Raw genomic sequence first — 16,431 nt, 5'->3', positions numbered from 1 at the left:
GCTAGTGGCCGGGTGCTCGGGGATGAAGGGGAACGGCCCCCCGGCGCCGGACCGCTCATCGGGGCAAGTGTCGCACTGGGTGGACGGGGCCACCGTGGCGTCGGTCGCCAAGACGCTGCAGGTGCAGTTGCCCGCCGCGGCAACGGAGGCGAAGGCCGCGCACTTGGAGGGTCTGCAGGACGACGGCCTGATCATGGCGTTCGTCCTCCCCAAAGACGAGGTGGACGAGTTCGTCGCACAGCTGAAGCCGGAGCGACCGCTCGGCCTGCGGGAACAGCCACTCGCCCGCAGTACGAACCCATCGACGCCGTTCTCGCACCTCGGGTTGCCGGAGCCCGATCTGCTGGCGAGGGTCCGCGAAGGCCAGGTGTGCGCGCCGTGCGAGGACAACCTCAACTGGCTGAAGGTCGCGGTGGCGCAGGTCGACGACCGCACCAGCCGGGTCTACCTCAGCGGCGTCGACTGAGCACTGACCGTACGGGGCGAGAGCCCGCGGACAGCAGAGCGGCTCCCCACCCGGTCAGGGTGGGGAGCCGCTCGGCTGTCCGCGGGGAAGTGTCAGGCCATGACCGGCGCGGAGACGCGGACGGCCTGGGCGGGCAGGCTGACACCGCAGTCGATCCGCACGCCGGCGGGCAGTTCGTTGTACGGGCCCACCTCCGCGCCGTCGCCGACGACGGCCTCGCGCACCGCGGAACCGGCGCCCACGGAGGCCTGGCGGCCGACCACGGAGCGGTGCACGCGGGCGCCCCGCGCGACCACGGCGCCCGGCAGGACGACGCTGCCGTCGACTTCGGCACCGGCCTCGACCACGGCGCCCTCGCAGACGACCGTGCCGCCGCTCAGGACGGCCTGCTCGTGCACCCGGGCGCCGGACAGGACCAGTGCCTCGCCGACGGGGCCGGGCAGGGCGGGGGAGTCGATCAGGCCGCGTACGAGGTCGGCCGATCCCTTGACGAAGGCCGCGGGGGTGCCGAGGTCCAGCCAGTAGCTGTCGTCGGCGACGCCGCGCAGGTAGCCGCCGGAGGCCAGCAGGCCGGGGAAGGTCTCGCGTTCGACGGACACCTCGCGGCCGGCCGGGATGGTGTCGATGACCGAGCGGGTGAAGACGTAGCAGCCCGCGTTGATCTGGTCGGTGATGATCTGTTCCTGGGTCTCCGGCTTTTCCAGGAACGCCAGTACGCGGCCGTCGGGGCCGGTCGGCACCAGGCCGAAGGCCCGCGGGTCGGCGACCCGGGTCAGGTGGAGGCTCACGTCGGCGCCGGACGCCTTGTGGCCGTCCCGCAGGGCGGCGATGTCGAGGCCGGAGAGGATGTCCCCGTTGAACACCAGGACCGGGTCACCCGGCGCACTCGTGAGGTGCTCGGCGGCGTTGCGTATCGCGCCGCCTGTGCCGAGGGGCTCCTTCTCGGTGACGTACACCAGCTCCAGGCCGAGACCGGAACCGTCGCCGTACTCCTGCTCGAAGAGCTCGGCGAGGTAGGAGGTGGCGAGGACGATCCGGGTGACCCCGGCCTTCGCCGCGCGGGCCAGCTGGTGGGTGAGGAACGGTACGCCCGCCACCCGCAGCAGGGGCTTGGGGGTGAAAACAGTCAGCGGGCGCAGTCGAGTGCCCTTGCCGCCGACGAGGAGGATCGCCTCGCTCATTTCAGATTCTGCCTTTGGTCAGGAGGTGCGACGCTCGTCGGGTCACGTGCGCGACCAAGGAGCCGAGAGGTGTGTCAGGGCTTGGGGGTCAGGGCGTAGTCCGAGCCGAAGCAGTCCCGGATGACCTTTTCGGTGTCCGGACGCCCGGCGAAGTGAAGGCGCGACGCGCTGTCGTCCGGCTTGGCCAGCGGGTTGTCGTCGAAGTAGATCGACCACCAGTAGACGCCCTTCATCTTGCGCTGCTTGACGACCCGGCAGACGGCGTCGTACCAGTTGGCCTGCACCTGGGTGTTGAGGGCGCGCGTGGTGTAGAAGTCCCCCGGCAAGTGGTAGGCGCCCGTCATCGCGCCGATACCGGCCTCGGAGATCACGATCTCGGGGAGGGCGCCGGTCGTCTTCTTGTCCAGCCACTCGTTCCAGCCCTTGACCAAGGTGTCCACCGGAGCGTCGTCGGGCACCTTCACGGGGAAGTAGGCGTCGACACCCAGCTGTTCGACCGGCATGTTGATCCGCCCCGCCACGTAGTTGTCGTAGTTGGCGTCGTAGCCGATCTCGCCCGAGTAGATCTTCTCCGCCGCGGTGGCGAGCGGCTTCCAGCGGGGGTCGCCCTCCAGGGTGTTGAGCTCGGTGCCCAGCGTGAAGGAGGCGACCTTGTGCTTCTCCGCCACGGTCAGGTACGGGCCGAGGAACTTCTTGTACGAGGCGAACCAGGCGTCCCGGTCGGACGGCTTGATGTTGCCGCGCCAGTTGGGCATGCCGCCGAGGGACTTCTCGTCCATCAGCGGGCGCAGGGTGGTGCGCAGCCCCGCCTCCTGGAACACCTGGAGCACGGTTTCGAGGCGTTCGGGGCTCGGCGTCTTGGGGCCGGCCTCCGTCTTCGTCGATGTGCTGGTACCGGTGTAGAAGGGGAAGGAGACCGAGACCGAGTTCGCCTTCAGGTCGACCAGGTACTTCGCCTGCAGCTTCGCCTTCTCCGTGAGGTAGGCGGCGTTCTGCTCGGGGTTGTCCTCCCAGTAGATCTGCACGCCCCATTGCGGCATGCCGGCCTTCCACGGCTTGTCGGCCTTGACCGTCGGAGCCGCCGCGACCGCGGCCGCGGCCGCGTCGGCGGCAGCGGCCTCGGCGGACGGCTTCTCCTCGCCGCTCGCCTTCTTGAGCGCCGCTTCCGCACGGATCTGCTCGTCGTTCACGACCAGATGGGGCATGGCGGAACCGGCCGACCACCGCAGGGGGTGGTTGCCGAACAGCAGCGGCGCGATGATCACGCCGGTGATGACGGTGACCGGGAAGACCGCGAGGAGGGGGATGCGAGAGCGTGTCATGGGAGTGAGGTTCCTGGGGGAAGGGTCAGGCGGGCTTGGCGATGACGACGAACTTGTTCTCTTCGCGCCGCACGAACTTGATGAATCCGCGGAATCCGCCGAGCCCTTCCAGGATCGAGAACAGGGGTATGAGGCCTACGACGACGATGGGCTCCCACCACTTGCGCCGGCCGCTGATGGAGACCAGCGCGTTCAGCCGCAGGCCCTCCCAGTACGTCCAGACCACGTAGGCGAAGTTGAGCGACCACAGCACAACGACGGACTGGGCGACCGGCGAGGTGTTCATGTTCCCGGTGAACCATGCGATGAGCAGGATCGCGCCGATGTGCTGGAGCGGGCCGAGGATCCAGGTGGTCACGCAGATCGAGAGGAACCAGCGGTAGCGCAGCGGAATGGTCCGGTTGAAGCAGAGGGCCACCAGGCCCCAGGCCCAGCGCTCGCGCTGCTTGATGAAGTCACGGGCGGTGGCCGGCGAAGCGCCGTAGCAGCGGCCGTTGAACCAGTCGCTGCGCCCCGGGTACATGCGGCAGAAGTTCAGGGCCAGCTGGGCGTCCTCGACGATGGCCTTCGGACCGAAGTCCCAGCCGATGGTCGCCTCGATGTTGGCGCGCAACAGGAGCAGCTCGCCGTGTACGCCCGCCACGGGGGTGCCCGTGCCGGTCAGCGCGCGGAAGCGGGCGATGTCGTCGGCGGGACGCACCGCGTCGGCGAGCCAGGTGAACATGTTGACCGCGTTCTCGCGCGGGTACGTCAGGATGCCCTGCGCCATGTGCTTGGTCTCGTCCGGGTGCGCCCTGCGCTGCCGGTTGATGAACTGGGCGACGGCGGCCGAGGTGTCGGGACCGACCGCGGTGTCGTCGTCCATGTGGAGGACCCAGACGTTCTCCAGGGCCTCCTCCTCGGCGATGCGCAGCTCGTGCGAGTAGTGGTTGGCACGGGCCTTGAAGCGGGTGCCGTTGGGGGTGGCGTACGCCTTCGGCACGGTGACGACGCGGATCAGCGGGCTCCGGTCCTCCAGCGCCTGGATCCGCTCCGCCGCCTCGCAGCCCTCTTCGGTGAGTACGTCGACGCGCATGTGCGGGAAGTACTGGGGCAGGTGGTCCACGTACGACAGGACCGACCGCTCCAGCGCCGGGTAGGTGTCGTGCCGCCCGATGGTCGGCACCAGGGCGATCAGGAAGTCCTGTTCGACGGGGGCCGCCGGAACCATCTCGTCGGAGCGCTTCACCCGGCGCCGGATCAGGAGCGCGCCCTGGAGACCGACCATCACGCCCACCACGGGCAGCGACCACACGATCGTCAGCACCCATGCCATCGGGGTGCTGTTCGGCAGGTACGACCACATACCGAAGGCGAGCAGAACCAGGAACGGGAGGAGGAACGGCAGGATGCCGGGCTTCCACGAGGCGTGGCGCTGCGTCATCCTGGCGCCATGCCGGGTGGACGAATGCTCCGGGGTGGTGGCGGTCATTGAACGGTTCTCCGAGTGGGGCGACATGGAACGAGCCGGCGGCTAGTTGCCGGGGGGCGGCGACTGCGGCGGCTGCGATCCGGGATAAGGGGCAGCGGGCTGCTGCGGGTTCTGATACGGGTTCGGGAACTGGCCGGGCGCCTGCGGGGCCTGCGGCGCCTGCGGGCTCGGAGGCGCCTGCTGGCCCTGCTGCGGATAGCCGTAGTGGCCCTGTTGCGGGTACCCGTAGTTGCCCTGGGGCGGCGGAGAGCCGTACGGACCCTGCGGCGGGACCTGCTGGCCCTGCGGCGGGAACTGCTGCGCCTGCGGCTGGAGCTGCTGGGCCTGCTGCGCCTGGTGGGCCAGCTGGGCTTCCTGGGCCTGCTGGGTCCACCGGTTGGTCGGCGGCACCCACGGCTCGTAGACGGCGGCTTCCTTGATCAGCAGGAACACCAGCGTCGTGGTGATGAGGACCCCGGCGCTGAACGTCGCCAGCTTCAGGTTGCCCTCGGTGGTGTCCAGGAACCAGCCCTGCTGGCGACTGTCGAACAGGGCGCCGGTGAGGCTGCGCAGCCTGTTGTAGCCCTCGATGAGCGCGGCGCCACAGGCGAGGCCGCGCGCCCAGGAGTTGGCCCGCAGGATCAGCAGGCCCGCGATGATGTACACCACGGCCCAGTTCAGGTTCGCGGTGTCCGCCCGGCCGGAGCCGTCACTGAGCCCGTAGTAGACGATGCCCTTGGCGAAGTCGGCGATGCCGACCTGCCAGAAGCAGCTGTACGAGGCCCAGCAGAGCAGCACTGCCGCCCAGGCCAGGGCCATGTAGGCGGCGACCTGGTGCATGCGCGGTACTTCGAGGGAAGCTCGGCCGGAGGCCGAACCCGTGGTGCCGGATATGACTCTCACCTCGTCTGAATAGCTGGGATGGCAAGCAGGAGCTGGACTGGCCGGTTGCGCGATTCCCCTCGCGCAACCGTTCGCATTGTCGCAGCGCAGTGTTGAGTTCAGATGTCCCAGGGGGCAAAACTTGCCGGGACGGTGCCCGTCACGTCGGCCGCAGTGACTTCCAGACCCGCCGCGCATCGCCCGAATCCGGTCCTCCGGTCAGGGCGCGCGGAGAGCCGTACGTGGCCTCCACGTCGGCGGGTGTGTTCATGTCCTGTGGGCCCGACCGGTTCTTCTGCGTGAGGCCTTGGCCCCACACCGTCCAGATCACCCACGGGGTCTTCTCCAGCGTCCGGGGCTGGGCGCTGGAAACCGGCACGTGGAAGGACTCGGCCATCATCCGCGGCTTGCGGTAGTCGGCCAGGCCGTCGTACCACTTCTTGGTCCACACACCGCCGCCGAAGGGCTTCTGCGGACTGCCGCTGTAGTCGTCGACGCCGACGAGGTCCACGTGGCGCTCGCCCGGGTAGTAGTCCCAGGGTTCGCTGCCGTGAACGTGGTCCCAGGCGTTCGGGGACCAGACGAAGAGGAGGTTGTGCAGACCACGGGTCTTCACCAGGTGTTCGTACAGCGTCCGCCAAAGCTTCTTGTACTGCTCGGGCGCGAGGCCGGACCACCAGAAGCCGTCCTTGGCCCCGGCGTTCATCTCGTGGTACGGGCGCAGCAGCACGGGTACGTCGTGCGACGCGAGGTAACCGAGGTGGTCGGCGAGGAAGGAGAGGTCGAGGAGGAGCGCCTTGTGCTCGTCGGTGCCCGGAGTCAGCAGCCGGTCGATCCAGCCGGAGTCCTTGGCGGCCGGCGAATTGCGCCGCAGCGTCTCCTGGTAGCCCTTGAGCTTGCTGCCGGGCCACGGCTGATGGAAGGACATGCCGACGAGACCGGCCGGGTCACCGCCGTTGGGGGGGAGCTCGGAGGCGGAGCCGTCGCTGCGGTTCTCCTTGCCGTCCCTGTTGTACGTGCCGTCGTCGCCGCGCGGAAGACCCGACCACACGCCGGCCGCGAGGTCGACGACGTCGTCGACGTACGCCCATTCCTTGCGGCCGGAGGGCCAGGCCGAGGAGTAGGGGCGGGGCCGGTCCACGCCCCAGCCTTCCGCCTCGTAACCGGGCCCGAGGTCGAGCTCGACGAATCCCGGGAACTTGCCGGTGAAGTCGGCGGGCTTCCGGTAGTAATAACCGGGCTGCTTCAATCCCTGGTAGTCGCCGTATTCGGGATTGTTGAGTTCGTTCTGGAGCTCGACGTGCTGTCCGATGACGGTGGCGCGGGGGTTCCCGGTTCGCGCGTCGTTCTCCAGGTCGGCGAGCAGCCGGAAGACGGCGCGGGCCGAAGGGGAGGCGGCGGGGTCGCGAAGCGTGAGGTCGCGGTCGACGAGTTGTCGGACGGAGAAGGAGTCCGAATCCCGTGAAGCCCGCAGGCCCGTATAGCCCAGAGCTCCGACCACGGCGGCGCCGCCGCTCAAAATTGCCGTACGGCGCCTCACCTCACGCCCTCCTTGCCAACTGATGTCTGTGTGAACGCACTGCCAGTAATCACACAGACTCGCGAGTGATGCGAAAGGTTGTACGCGTTCAGATGTTAGCGGTCTGAACCGTTCGGGGTGGGGTAGGTATCCCGGGTTGTGGACATGGCCGGGGCCTTTCCCCGCTGATCAGAAGTGGTTTGACGCGTGGTCGGCGCGCGCGGTGTGCCCTATCTCACCGGGAACGCGCCCGTGTCGGAGGCTCAGAAGCCGCCGCCCGACGCTAGAAGTCGCCGCCGCGGGACGGACTTGCCGGGCAGCGGCGGGAGTTCGGGGCCGTGTGCGGCCTCCCCCGCCCGGGCCCGGGCGGGCCGGTGGCCCGGGTGGGGCGGCCCGGGCCGGGCGGAGCGGGTTGATGCAGGTGGATTCAGGGCGGTTTGGTGAGGGCCGGGGCTTACGCCGGGTTCAGCAGCTTCGTCATGCAGCGACTGGTGTCGTGGAAGCGGTAGTGGCCGAACTTGGGGGACGGGGCGTAGCCCGAGGAGAGGTAGAGGGCGATGGCCTCGGGCTGCTGGTCGCCCGTCTCCAGGGCCATGCGCCGGCGGCCGGCCGCGCGGGCATCCGCTTCGAGCGCGGAGAGGATGCGGCGGGCCAGGCCGAGGCCGCGGGCCTCCGGGACCACGTACATGCGCTTGAGCTCGGCGTCGCCGTCCGAGTAGCCCTCGTCGTTCGCCTCCTGGCCGCGCCACCCGCCGCTGGCTATCGGCGCGCCCGAAGCGTCGTAGGCGAGGAGGTAGAGGCCCCGGGGCGGGGCGAACATCGCCGGGTCGAGGAATGTGACATCGCCCTCGCCGTCGTAGCGCTCCTGGTATTCGATCTGCACCTGGTCATTGAGCTTGACCGCGTCCGGGTGGTCGTACGACACGACGCGGAGCTGGATCTCCTGAGACATCCGAACAGCCTACGGAACGCTCCGGCTATCGTGCGGGGATGCTCACCGTGACCTCCGTGAATGTGAATGGGATCCGCGCCGCGGCCAAGAAGGGGTTCTCCCCTTGGCTCGCCGGGTCGGACGCCGACGTCGTCTGCCTGCAGGAAGTACGGGCCGAGGAGGGACAGATTCCCGAGGAGGTGCGTGCGCCCGAGGGGTGGCACACCGTCTTCGCTCCGGCCGCCGTCAAGGGTCGCGCCGGGGTCGCGCTGTACACGCGCCGGGAGCCCGAGCGGGTGCGGGTCGGCTTCGGGAGTTCGGAGTTCGACGCCTCCGGCCGGTACCTGGAGATCGACCTGCCCGGTGTGACGGTGGCCAGCCTCTACCTGCCCTCCGGGGAGGCCGGGACCGAGAAGCAGGACGAGAAGTACCGGTTCATGGGCGAGTTCCTCGCCTACCTGAAGGAGCTCAGGGCGCGGGCCGCCGCGGACGGACGCGAGGTCGTCGTCTGCGGCGACTGGAACATCTGCCACCGGGAAGCCGACCTGAAGAACTGGAAGACGAACCGGAAGAACGCCGGCTTCCTGCCCGAGGAGCGCGAGTGGCTCGGCGAGGTCTACGACGGCGCCGGGTACGTGGACGTCGTGCGCGCCCTGCACCCCGACACCGAGGGTCCGTACTCCTGGTGGTCCTACCGCGGGCGCGCCTTCGACAACGACGCCGGCTGGCGCATCGACCTCCAGGTGGCGACCCCGGGGCTGGCGGCCAGGGCCGTCAAGGCGTTCGTGGAGCGGGCGCAGACGCACCCCGAGCGGTGGTCCGACCACGCGCCCGTGACCGTCGTCTACGAGCTCGGGGTCTGAGCGGACACCGGCGGGCGCAGCCGGTCCATCGCCATCGTGAGCTCGGCCTCGACCACGCTCTTCGCCAGCGGCCGCAGGCGCGGGACCGCCTCCTGGGAGATGTGCGTGGAGATGAGCTCGGCGAACAGGGCCGCCATCGCGTCCGCGTGCTCGCGCACCCGGCGGCCCGCCTCCAGTACGGCGGACAGCGGCACGCCCTCGCGGACCAGCGCCGAGGAGACGTCCAGCAGCCGGCGGCTGACGTGGACGATCTCCTCCCCGTCGGTGGCGAGGTAGCCGAGGTCGAGCGAGGCCGCCAGGTTCTCCGGGGTCACCTCGCCCTCGAAGTAGTCGGCGAGGGCCTCGGGCGTCAGGCGGACCGGGGTCTCCTCGGACCAGCCGATGCCGAGCAGCTCGCCGAGCTGGCCGACGTCGCGGCCGTTCTCGAAGGCGACGGTCAGCTCCGCTATGCCGCCGAGGGTGTGGCCGCGCTCCAGCAGGGCGGCGATGGTGCGCAGCCGGGCCAAGTGGTGGTCGTCGTACCAGGCGATGCGGCCCTCGCGGCGGGGCGGCGGCAGGAGCTTGCGCTCCCGGTAGAAGCGCAGGGTGCGTACGGGTATGCCGGCGGCCTCGGCCAGCTCCTCCGTGCGGTATTCGCGCACTGTGGTCCTTGCCTCCGTCGTTCGCGCTGCGTCCCGCGCTGTGTTCTGCGCTGTGTCCGCTGGGTCCTGCGTCGCATTGTCCGGCACGGGCGCAGCCTAGGCCGTACCCACGGTAACTTTCCCGGCGCGACCCCTACCCACGAGTACGGGGCTGCTCTACTCTCCCGATTGTGCCAGTGATTGCTGGCAGCGTGGGACATTCGGAGGCGGCGGGCATGGGTGGTGGCATGGACGGGCGCGAGCACGTACGAGTGGCGGTGATCGGGTCCGGATTCGGCGGACTGGGCGCCGCCGTGCGGCTGCGGCGGGAGGGGATCACCGACTTCGTCGTACTGGAGCGGGCCGACGCGGTCGGCGGGACCTGGCGCGACAACAACTACCCCGGGTGCGCCTGCGACGTGCCCTCGCACCTCTACTCCTTCTCCTTCGCTCCTCACCCGGACTGGCCGCGGACCTTCTCCGGGCAGCCCGCCATCCGGGAGTACCTGGAGCACGTGGCCGACACCTTCGGGCTGCGCCGCCACATCCGGCTGAACCACGAGGTCCGGATGATGCGCTGGGACGCGGACGAGCTGCGCTGGGACATCGAGACCTCGGGCGGCGAGTTCACCGCCGACGTGGTCGTCTCCGCCACCGGCCCGCTGTCCGATCCGAAGATGCCGGAGATCCCCGGGCTCGCCGGCTTCCCCGGCAAGGTCTTCCACTCCGCCCGCTGGGACCACGACTACGACCTGCGCGGCAAGCGCGTCGCCATGATCGGTACGGGCGCCTCCGCCATCCAGATCGTCCCGGCCATCGCGCCCGACGTGGAGCGGCTCACCCTCTTCCAGCGCACCCCGCCGTGGGTGATGCCGCGCACCGACCGCGCCATCACCTCCGTGGAGCGCTGGCTCCACCGCCAACTTCCCTTCACCCGGGCTGCGCGCCGCGGGCTGCTCTGGGGGATCCGCGAGCTCCAGGTCAGCGCCTTCACCAAGCGGCCGAACCAGCTCGGGCTGGTCGAATCCCTCGCCAAGGCCAACATGGCGCGCTCCATCAAGGACCCGGCGCTGCGGGCCAAGCTGACGCCCTCGTACCGCATCGGCTGCAAGCGCATCCTGCTGTCGAGCGAGTACTACCCCGCGCTCACCCGGCCGAACGTGGACCTCGTCGCCTCCGGGCTGAAGGAGATCCGCGGCTCGGTCCTGGTCGCCGCCGACGGGACCGAGACCGAGGCCGACGCGATCGTCTTCGGCACCGGCTTCCACGTCACCGACATGCCGATCGCCGACCGGGTCGTCGGCGCGGAGGGCAAGACCCTCGCGGAGGTCTGGAAGGACGGGATGCAGTCGCTGCGCGGAGCCACCGCGGCGGGCTTCCCCAACTGGATGACGATCATCGGGCCGAACACCGGGCTCGGGAACAGCTCGATGATCCTGATGATCGAGTCGCAGCTGAACTACATGGCGGACTACCTGCGGCAGCTGAACGTGCTGGGCGGCCGGGTCGCGCTCGCGGCCAGGCCCTCGGCGGTCAACACCTGGAACCGGCACGTCCAGGCGCGGATGGAGCGGACGGTGTGGAACACCGGCGGCTGCACCAGCTGGTACCTGGACGCGCAGGGACGCAACACCACCGTCTGGCCGGGGACCACCGGGGAGTTCCGCAAGGAGACGCGCGGCGTGGACCTGGGTGAGTACGAGGTCGTCCGCCATCGGGAGCGCGAGCGGGTCTCCGCCCCGGCCCCGGCCTCCGCCCCGGCGGTCGCGAAGGCCCCGGCGAAGGACCTGGCCAAGGCGACGGCCAAGGCCCCGGCGAAGGACAAGCCGGCCGCCGCCGAACGGTCCGCCACCGCCGCGGAGGGCGCCGCGTGAGCCGCCTGACGCACGTCACGGCCGGGCCCTACGCCCCGCCGTCCGCCCGCCACGAGCTGGTCGCCACCTCCGCCGACGGCTCGCGCCTGCACGTCGAGGTGCACGGCGAGGACGGGGCTCCGGCCGTCGTGCTCGCGCACGGCTGGACCTGTTCCACCGCCTTCTGGGCGGCGCAGATACGGGACCTGGCCGCCGACCACCGGGTCATCGCCTACGACCAGCGCGGCCACGGCCGCAGCCCGGCCGCCGCCGACGCCGCCGGCTACAGCACCACCGCGCTGGCCGACGACCTGGTCGCCGTCCTGAAGGCCACCCTCGCCCCCGGCGAGAAGGCGCTCGTCGCCGGCCACTCCATGGGCGGGATGACGGTCATGGCCGCCGCCGCCCGGCCGGAGTTCGCCGAGCACGCCGCCGCCGCGCTGCTGTGCAGCACCGGCAGCGGCCGGTTGGTCGCGGAAGCGCTGGTCCTGCCGTGGCGTCCCGGCCGCGCGAGGACCCGTATCACCGCGGCCGTGCTCGGCGCCCGGGCCCCGCTCGGCCCCGTCACCCCCGTCGCCAAGGCGGTGCTGAAGTACGCCACGATGGGCCCCGGCTCGGCGCCCGAGAAGGTCGAGGCCTGCGCCCGGATCGTCCACGCCTGCCCCGCCGGGGTGCGCCGCGCCTGGTCCGGAGTGCTGGCCGGACTGGACCTGGACGCGCAGCTGACCGCGCTCACCGTGCCCACCGCCGTCATCGGGGGCACCAGCGACCGGCTGACCCCGATCGGGCACGCCCGGGGGCTGGCGGCCGCGCTGCCCCACTGCGTGGGCCTCACCGAGCTGACCGGCATGGGGCACATGACCCCCGTCGAGGCTCCGGAAGCCGTCACCCACACGATGCGCGAACTCGTCGCGCTCCACGTCGCCCAGAATCCCAACGCCACGAAGGAGAAGACGCCGTGAGTGCTCGCAGGAGTCTGGAAGGCCAGGTCGCCGTCGTCACCGGCGCCGCCCGGGGGGTCGGCGAGCTGCTCGCCCGCAAACTGTCCGCGCGCGGCGCGAAGGTCGCCCTCGTCGGCCTGGAGCCGGAGGCCCTCAAGGAGGTCTCCGAGCGGCTGCACACCGAAAGCGACCACTGGTACGCCGACGTCACCGACCACGAGGCCATGGCGAGGGTCGCCGAGGAGGTCAAGCACCGCTTCGGCAAGGTGGACATCGTCGTCGCCAACGCGGGCGTCGCGGCCGGCGGCCCGTTCGTGGACTCCGATCCCGACGCCTGGCGCCGGGTCATCGAGGTCAACCTCATCGGCGGGGCCGTCACCGCCCGCGCCTTCCTGCCCGTACTGATGGAGAGCCGCGGCTACTTCCTCCAGATCGCCTCGCTCGCCGCGATCACCCCGGCGCCCATGATGACCGCGTACTGCGCCTCCAAGTCGGGCGTCGAGGCCTTCGCCCACTGCCTGCGCGCCGAGGTCGGCTACAAGGGCGTCAAGGTCGGCGTCGGTTACCTGTCGTGGACCGACACCGACATGGTGCGCGGCGCCGACCAGGACGAGGTCATGCGCGAGCTGCGCCAGCGGCTGCCGTGGCCGTCGAACCAGACGTACCCGCTGGGCCCGGCCGTCGACCGGATCGTGGCGGGCATCGAGCGGCGCTCCGCGCACGTCTACGCGCAGTGGTGGCTGCGCGGCATGCAGGGGTTCCGCGGCTACCTGCCCGGGATCATTGCGACGGTCGGACAGCGCGAGATGAAGCGGTTCGAGCCCCGACTGGCCAGCGTCTCCACGGGACTTGTGGGAGCAGGCGGCGCGGCGGACGAGCAGGAGCGCACGCGGAGCCGCTGACCGGTTGACGCCTTTAAGCGCTGACGTGTTGAAGCACTGACGTGTTGAAGCACTGACGTGTTGAAGCACTGACGTGTTGAAGCACTGACGGCTTGAAGCGCCGAGGGGCGCGACCCGCCGTTCCCGGGTCGCGCCCCCTTCGCATGCCCTACGGCGTCATCCGCGCGGCGGCAGCTGCGGCCGCCGCCGGTCCGGTACGTCCGTGTAGCCGGGCGGCACCGCCGCCGGATCCTGTTCCAGCAGCTCCAGCGCCAGGTGCACGGCGTCGTCCATCTGCGCGTGCCGCCCCTCCGCCCAGTCGAGCGGGGTCCGCAGGATCGGCAGGTCGGGCTCCACGCCCTGGTTCTCCACCGACCAGCCGTACTCGGGGAACCACGCCGCGTTCATCGGCACGGTGATCACCGTGCCGTCGCCGAGGGTGTGCCGCCCGGTCATGCCGACCACCCCGCCCCACGTGCGCTGGCCGACGACCGGGCCGAGCCCCAGCAGCTTGAAGGCCGCCGTGATCATGTCCCCGTCGGAGGAGGTGGCCTCGTCGGCCAGGGCCACGATCGGGCCCCGGGGCGCGTTGGAGGCGTAGGAGACGGGCTGGGCGCCCCGCGTGAGGTCCCAGCCCAGGATCGAGCGGGTGAGCTTCTCCACGACCAGCTCGCTGATGTGCCCGCCCGCGTTGCCGCGCACGTCCACGATCAGGGCCGGCTTCGACATCTCCGCCCGCAGGTCGCGGTTGAACTGCGCCCAGCCCGAGCCGCCCATGTCGGGGATGTGCAGGTACCCGCACCGGCCGCCGCTGACCTCGCGGGCCACCGCGCGGCGTTTGGCCACCCAGTCCTGGTAGCGCAGCGGCCGTTCGTCGACCAGCGGTACGACGGCGACCCGGCGGGCGTGGCCCTGGCCCTCGGCGGGCTCGAAGGTGAGTTCCACGGTGGTGCCGCCCGCCGCCGACAGCAGGGGGTAGGGCCCTGTGACCGGGTCCACCGGCCGGCCGTCGACGTGGGTGAGGACCGCGCCCTCCCGGATGCCGGTGCCGGCGAGCGGGGAGCGGGCCTTGGAGTCGGAGGACTCGCCGGGCAGGATCCGGCCGACGACCCAGGCCCCGTCGCGGGGGTAGAGGTTGGCGCCGAGCAGGCCGATGGCCCGCTGGTAGTGCGGCGGCCCCTCGTTGCGCCGGGCCGGGGACACGTACGCGTGCGAGGTGCCGAGCTCGCCGAGGACCTCGCGCAACAGGTCGGCGAACTCGTCGGGGGAGGCGACCCGTTCGACCAGGGGCCGGTACTGGCGCAGCACGCCGTCCCAGTCGATGCCGCACATGTTCGGGTCCCAGAAGTACGCGCGGATGAGCCGCCCGGCCTCCTCGAAGGCCTGGCGCCACTCGGCCGCCGGGTCCACCTCGTGCAGGATGCGCCGCAGGTCGAGGTAGACGGTGGAGTCGCTGTCGCCCGACTCGGTGGAGGGGACCGCCCGCAGGTCCCCGTCGTCGTTGACGACGAGCCGGGTGCCGTCGCCGCTGACGGCGAACCAGTCCAGCCCGGAGGCCAGTTCGGTCTTGCGGGCCTTGACGAGGTCGAAGTGTTCCAGCGTCGGCTTGCCGCTGGTGTCGGCCGGATTGGCGAAGGTCTCGCCGAGCGCGCCCGAGATGGGCCAGCGCAGCCACACCAGCCCGCCGCCGCTGACCGGGTACAGGGCCGAGTACTTGGACGCCGACACGGGGAAGGGCGTCACCCGGCTCTCCAGTCCTTCCGCCTCGACCGTGACGGTGCCGTCGCCGGAGTCGCCGGAGTCGCCCTCGGCCGGGTCGAGCCCGCCCGCCGCCGGGCGGCCGTCCGGGGAGAACGCGAAGGGGGAGGGGGTCGCCGAGGACAGCGGCACCAGGTAGGGGCGGCAGCCCAGTGGGAAGGACAGGTCGCCGGTGTGCACGTCGTAGACCGGGTCGAAACCGCGCCACGACAGGAAGGCGAGATAGCGGCCGTCCGAGGTGAAGACCGGATTCTCGTCCTCGAAGCGGCCGCCCGTGACGTCCACGACCGTGTGCGCGCCGGGCCCGGAGATCCTGGCCATCTTGATCTGGCGCAGCGAGCGGCCGATGCCCGGGTGCGACCAGGTCAGCCAGCAGCCGTCGGGGGAGAAGGCGAGGTCGGTGACGGGCCCGTTGTCGGACCGGATCAGCTCGCTCGCCTCGCCGTTGGACTCCTCGGTCGCGTCGATGAGCAGCAGCCGCCCGTCGTTGGAGGCGACGGCGAGCCGCTCCCCTTCGGGGTCGGAGACCAGCTCCAGTACGCGGCCCAGCTCGCCAGGGGCGAGCCGGCGCGGCTCCCGGTCCCCGGAGGCCCGGGGCAGGTAGGCGATCTCGATCGCGTCCTCGCCCTCGGCGTCCGTCACGTACGCCACCTGCCCGCCGCTGCCGAGCATCTCGGGCAGCCGGACCCGCACCCCCGGGGTGTCGGCGATGGCGCGGGCGGGGCCGTCGCGGTGCGTGAGCCAGTACAGGCTGCCGCGCACGACGACGGCGCTGGCCCGCCCGGTGGCGTCGACGGAGAGCGAGTCGACGTGGCTGGCGGCCGAGATCTGGTAGGTGCGGCGTCCCGCGCGGGGGCCGCCGAGGCGGACGTCCAGCTTGCGCGGGACGGCGCCCCGGGCCAGCGACTCGACGATCCACAGGTCGCCGGCGCACTGGTAGACGATCCGGGAGCCGTCGCTGGAGGCGTGCCGGGCGTAGAACTCCGCGTGGTCGGTGTGCCGGCGCAGGTCCGCGCCGTCGGGCAGGCAGGAGTAGAGGTTGCCGATGCCTTCGTGGTCGGAGAGGAAGGCGATCCGGCCGTCCACGAACATCGGGGAGTCCAGGTGTCCCTCGATGTCCTCCAGCAGCCGTTCGCCGTGCAGCCACAGCCGGCCGGTGGCGCCGCCGCGGTAGCGCTTCCAGGCGGCGGGCTCGTGCGGGGGCTTGCCGGTCAGCAGCAGGGTGCGCCGCTCGCCGGTCCCCCCGCCGGCCTGGACCTCCTCGTGGACGGCGATGTCGGAGACGGGCCCCCAGGGGAGCCGGCCGCCGGGACTGCCGTCGGTGGGCAGGATGTAGGCCCAGGAGAAGTAGGAGAAGGGCTGGCCGTGGGAGGAGACGGCGAGGATGTCGCTGCGGCCGTCCTTGTCGGGCGGGGTCCAGCCGCAGACCCGGGTGTCGCTGGAACCCCAGTAGCTGAGGCGCCGGGCCGGGCCTCCCGCGACGGGGGCGAGGTGGATCTCGGGGTCGAGGCTGCGCCAGGTGGTGAAGGCGATGTGCGTGCCGTCGGGGGAGAACCGAGGGTGGCCCACCCGGGTCCGGTCGACGGTGATCCGCCAGGCCCGGCCCGCGGACCCGCCGGCGGGGACCAGGGGTGCAACCCAGAGGTCGTCTTCGGTGGCGAAGCAGAGCAGGTCGTCGTGGAGGTGGGGGAACCGGAGGTACGCCGCGTCGTGACTCACACCCCAATGCTTTCCGCGGGGAGGGGGGCTGGCAACTCGTACAGG

At 71.2% G+C, this 16,431-nt stretch carries 13 protein-coding genes; 5 read left to right on the top strand and 8 right to left on the bottom strand.

Annotated features, from left to right (window positions below; genetic code table 11):
- Positions 1-67: 67 nt before the first annotated feature.
- Positions 68-466 carry a hypothetical protein gene (locus J7E97_RS21500; protein ID WP_215029734.1) on the top strand — a complete coding sequence of 133 codons (399 nt, stop codon included), beginning with the start codon at positions 68-70 and terminating at the stop codon, positions 464-466.
- A gap of 92 nt (positions 467-558) precedes the next feature.
- Here J7E97_RS21500 and J7E97_RS21495 read toward each other — a convergent pair whose 3' ends face one another.
- The 6 genes from J7E97_RS21495 to J7E97_RS21470 all read right to left on the bottom strand — a co-directional run bounded on the left by J7E97_RS21495 (position 559) and on the right by J7E97_RS21470 (position 7,772).
- Positions 559-1,647: a sugar phosphate nucleotidyltransferase gene (locus tag J7E97_RS21495; RefSeq protein ID WP_215029730.1), complete on the bottom strand. Its 1,089-nt coding sequence runs from the start codon at positions 1,645-1,647 to the stop codon at positions 559-561.
- 74 nt (positions 1,648-1,721) lie between these two features.
- Positions 1,722-2,969: a hypothetical protein gene (locus J7E97_RS21490; protein ID WP_215029727.1), complete on the bottom strand. Its 1,248-nt coding sequence runs from the start codon at positions 2,967-2,969 to the stop codon at positions 1,722-1,724.
- A gap of 25 nt (positions 2,970-2,994) precedes the next feature.
- A complete protein-coding gene (locus tag J7E97_RS21485) occupies positions 2,995-4,392 on the bottom strand; it encodes a glycosyltransferase family 2 protein (RefSeq protein ID WP_251054915.1) in 1,398 nt (465 codons plus the stop codon).
- Positions 4,393-4,482: 90 nt separating this feature from the next.
- Complete coding sequence (locus J7E97_RS21480; protein ID WP_215029721.1) at positions 4,483-5,322, bottom strand: hypothetical protein; 840 nt, start codon at positions 5,320-5,322, stop codon at positions 4,483-4,485.
- Positions 5,323-5,461: 139 nt separating this feature from the next.
- A complete protein-coding gene (locus J7E97_RS36845; protein WP_215029719.1) occupies positions 5,462-6,841 on the bottom strand; it encodes a glycosyl hydrolase in 1,380 nt (459 codons plus the stop codon).
- A 433-nt stretch (positions 6,842-7,274) separates the two neighbouring features.
- On the bottom strand, positions 7,275-7,772 hold the full coding sequence (locus tag J7E97_RS21470) for a GNAT family N-acetyltransferase (protein WP_215029718.1): 498 nt from the start codon (positions 7,770-7,772) through the stop codon (positions 7,275-7,277).
- Between the two features lie 38 nt (positions 7,773-7,810).
- Between J7E97_RS21470 and J7E97_RS21465 the strand changes: the two genes are divergently transcribed.
- Positions 7,811-8,614 carry an exodeoxyribonuclease III gene (locus tag J7E97_RS21465; protein ID WP_215029715.1) on the top strand — a complete coding sequence of 268 codons (804 nt, stop codon included), beginning with the start codon at positions 7,811-7,813 and terminating at the stop codon, positions 8,612-8,614.
- On the opposite strand, the gene J7E97_RS21460 is transcribed toward J7E97_RS21465, so the two are convergent.
- A complete protein-coding gene (locus J7E97_RS21460) occupies positions 8,596-9,255 on the bottom strand; it encodes a MerR family transcriptional regulator (RefSeq protein WP_215029713.1) in 660 nt (219 codons plus the stop codon). The two genes, J7E97_RS21465 and J7E97_RS21460, sit on opposite strands and share 19 nt — an antisense overlap.
- Before the next feature lie 227 nt (positions 9,256-9,482).
- Between J7E97_RS21460 and J7E97_RS21455 the strand changes: the two genes are divergently transcribed.
- Genes J7E97_RS21455 through J7E97_RS21445 form a run of 3 tightly spaced genes read left to right on the top strand, consistent with a single transcriptional unit; the run spans position 9,483 to position 12,930 of the window.
- Positions 9,483-11,108, top strand: coding sequence for an NAD(P)/FAD-dependent oxidoreductase (locus J7E97_RS21455; RefSeq protein WP_215029771.1), 1,626 nt, complete (start codon positions 9,483-9,485; stop codon positions 11,106-11,108).
- Positions 11,105-12,049: an alpha/beta fold hydrolase gene (locus J7E97_RS21450; RefSeq protein WP_215029711.1), complete on the top strand. Its 945-nt coding sequence runs from the start codon at positions 11,105-11,107 to the stop codon at positions 12,047-12,049. Before J7E97_RS21455 ends, J7E97_RS21450 begins: the two co-directional genes overlap by 4 nt.
- Positions 12,046-12,930, top strand: a complete 885-nt coding sequence (locus tag J7E97_RS21445; RefSeq protein WP_215029709.1) for an SDR family oxidoreductase — start codon at positions 12,046-12,048, stop codon at positions 12,928-12,930. The genes J7E97_RS21450 and J7E97_RS21445 overlap by 4 nt, the downstream gene beginning before the upstream one ends.
- A 156-nt stretch (positions 12,931-13,086) precedes the next feature.
- Here J7E97_RS21445 and J7E97_RS21440 read toward each other — a convergent pair whose 3' ends face one another.
- Complete coding sequence (locus tag J7E97_RS21440; protein ID WP_215029706.1) at positions 13,087-16,386, bottom strand: S41 family peptidase; 3,300 nt, start codon at positions 16,384-16,386, stop codon at positions 13,087-13,089.
- Between the last annotated feature and the right edge of the window lie 45 nt (positions 16,387-16,431).

Source organism: Streptomyces sp. ISL-66, assembly GCF_018614135.1.
GTDB lineage: Bacteria > Actinomycetota > Actinomycetes > Streptomycetales > Streptomycetaceae > Streptomyces.
The sequence above is the reverse complement of the archived record's forward strand: the minus strand, read 5'-3'. Positions and strand labels throughout refer to the sequence as shown.

Coding starts and splice junctions, on each gene's coding strand:
- J7E97_RS21495 (WP_215029730.1), bottom strand. CDS start 1,647: ATGAGCGAGGCGATCCTCCTCGTCGGCGGCAAGGGCACTCGACTGCGC.
- J7E97_RS21490 (WP_215029727.1), bottom strand. CDS start 2,969: ATGACACGCTCTCGCATCCCCCTCCTCGCGGTCTTCCCGGTCACCGTC.
- J7E97_RS21485 (WP_251054915.1), bottom strand. CDS start 4,392: ATGACGCAGCGCCACGCCTCGTGGAAGCCCGGCATCCTGCCGTTCCTC.
- J7E97_RS21470 (WP_215029718.1), bottom strand. CDS start 7,772: ATGTCTCAGGAGATCCAGCTCCGCGTCGTGTCGTACGACCACCCGGAC.
- J7E97_RS21465 (WP_215029715.1), top strand. CDS start 7,811: ATGCTCACCGTGACCTCCGTGAATGTGAATGGGATCCGCGCCGCGGCC.
- J7E97_RS21455 (WP_215029771.1), top strand. CDS start 9,483: ATGGACGGGCGCGAGCACGTACGAGTGGCGGTGATCGGGTCCGGATTC.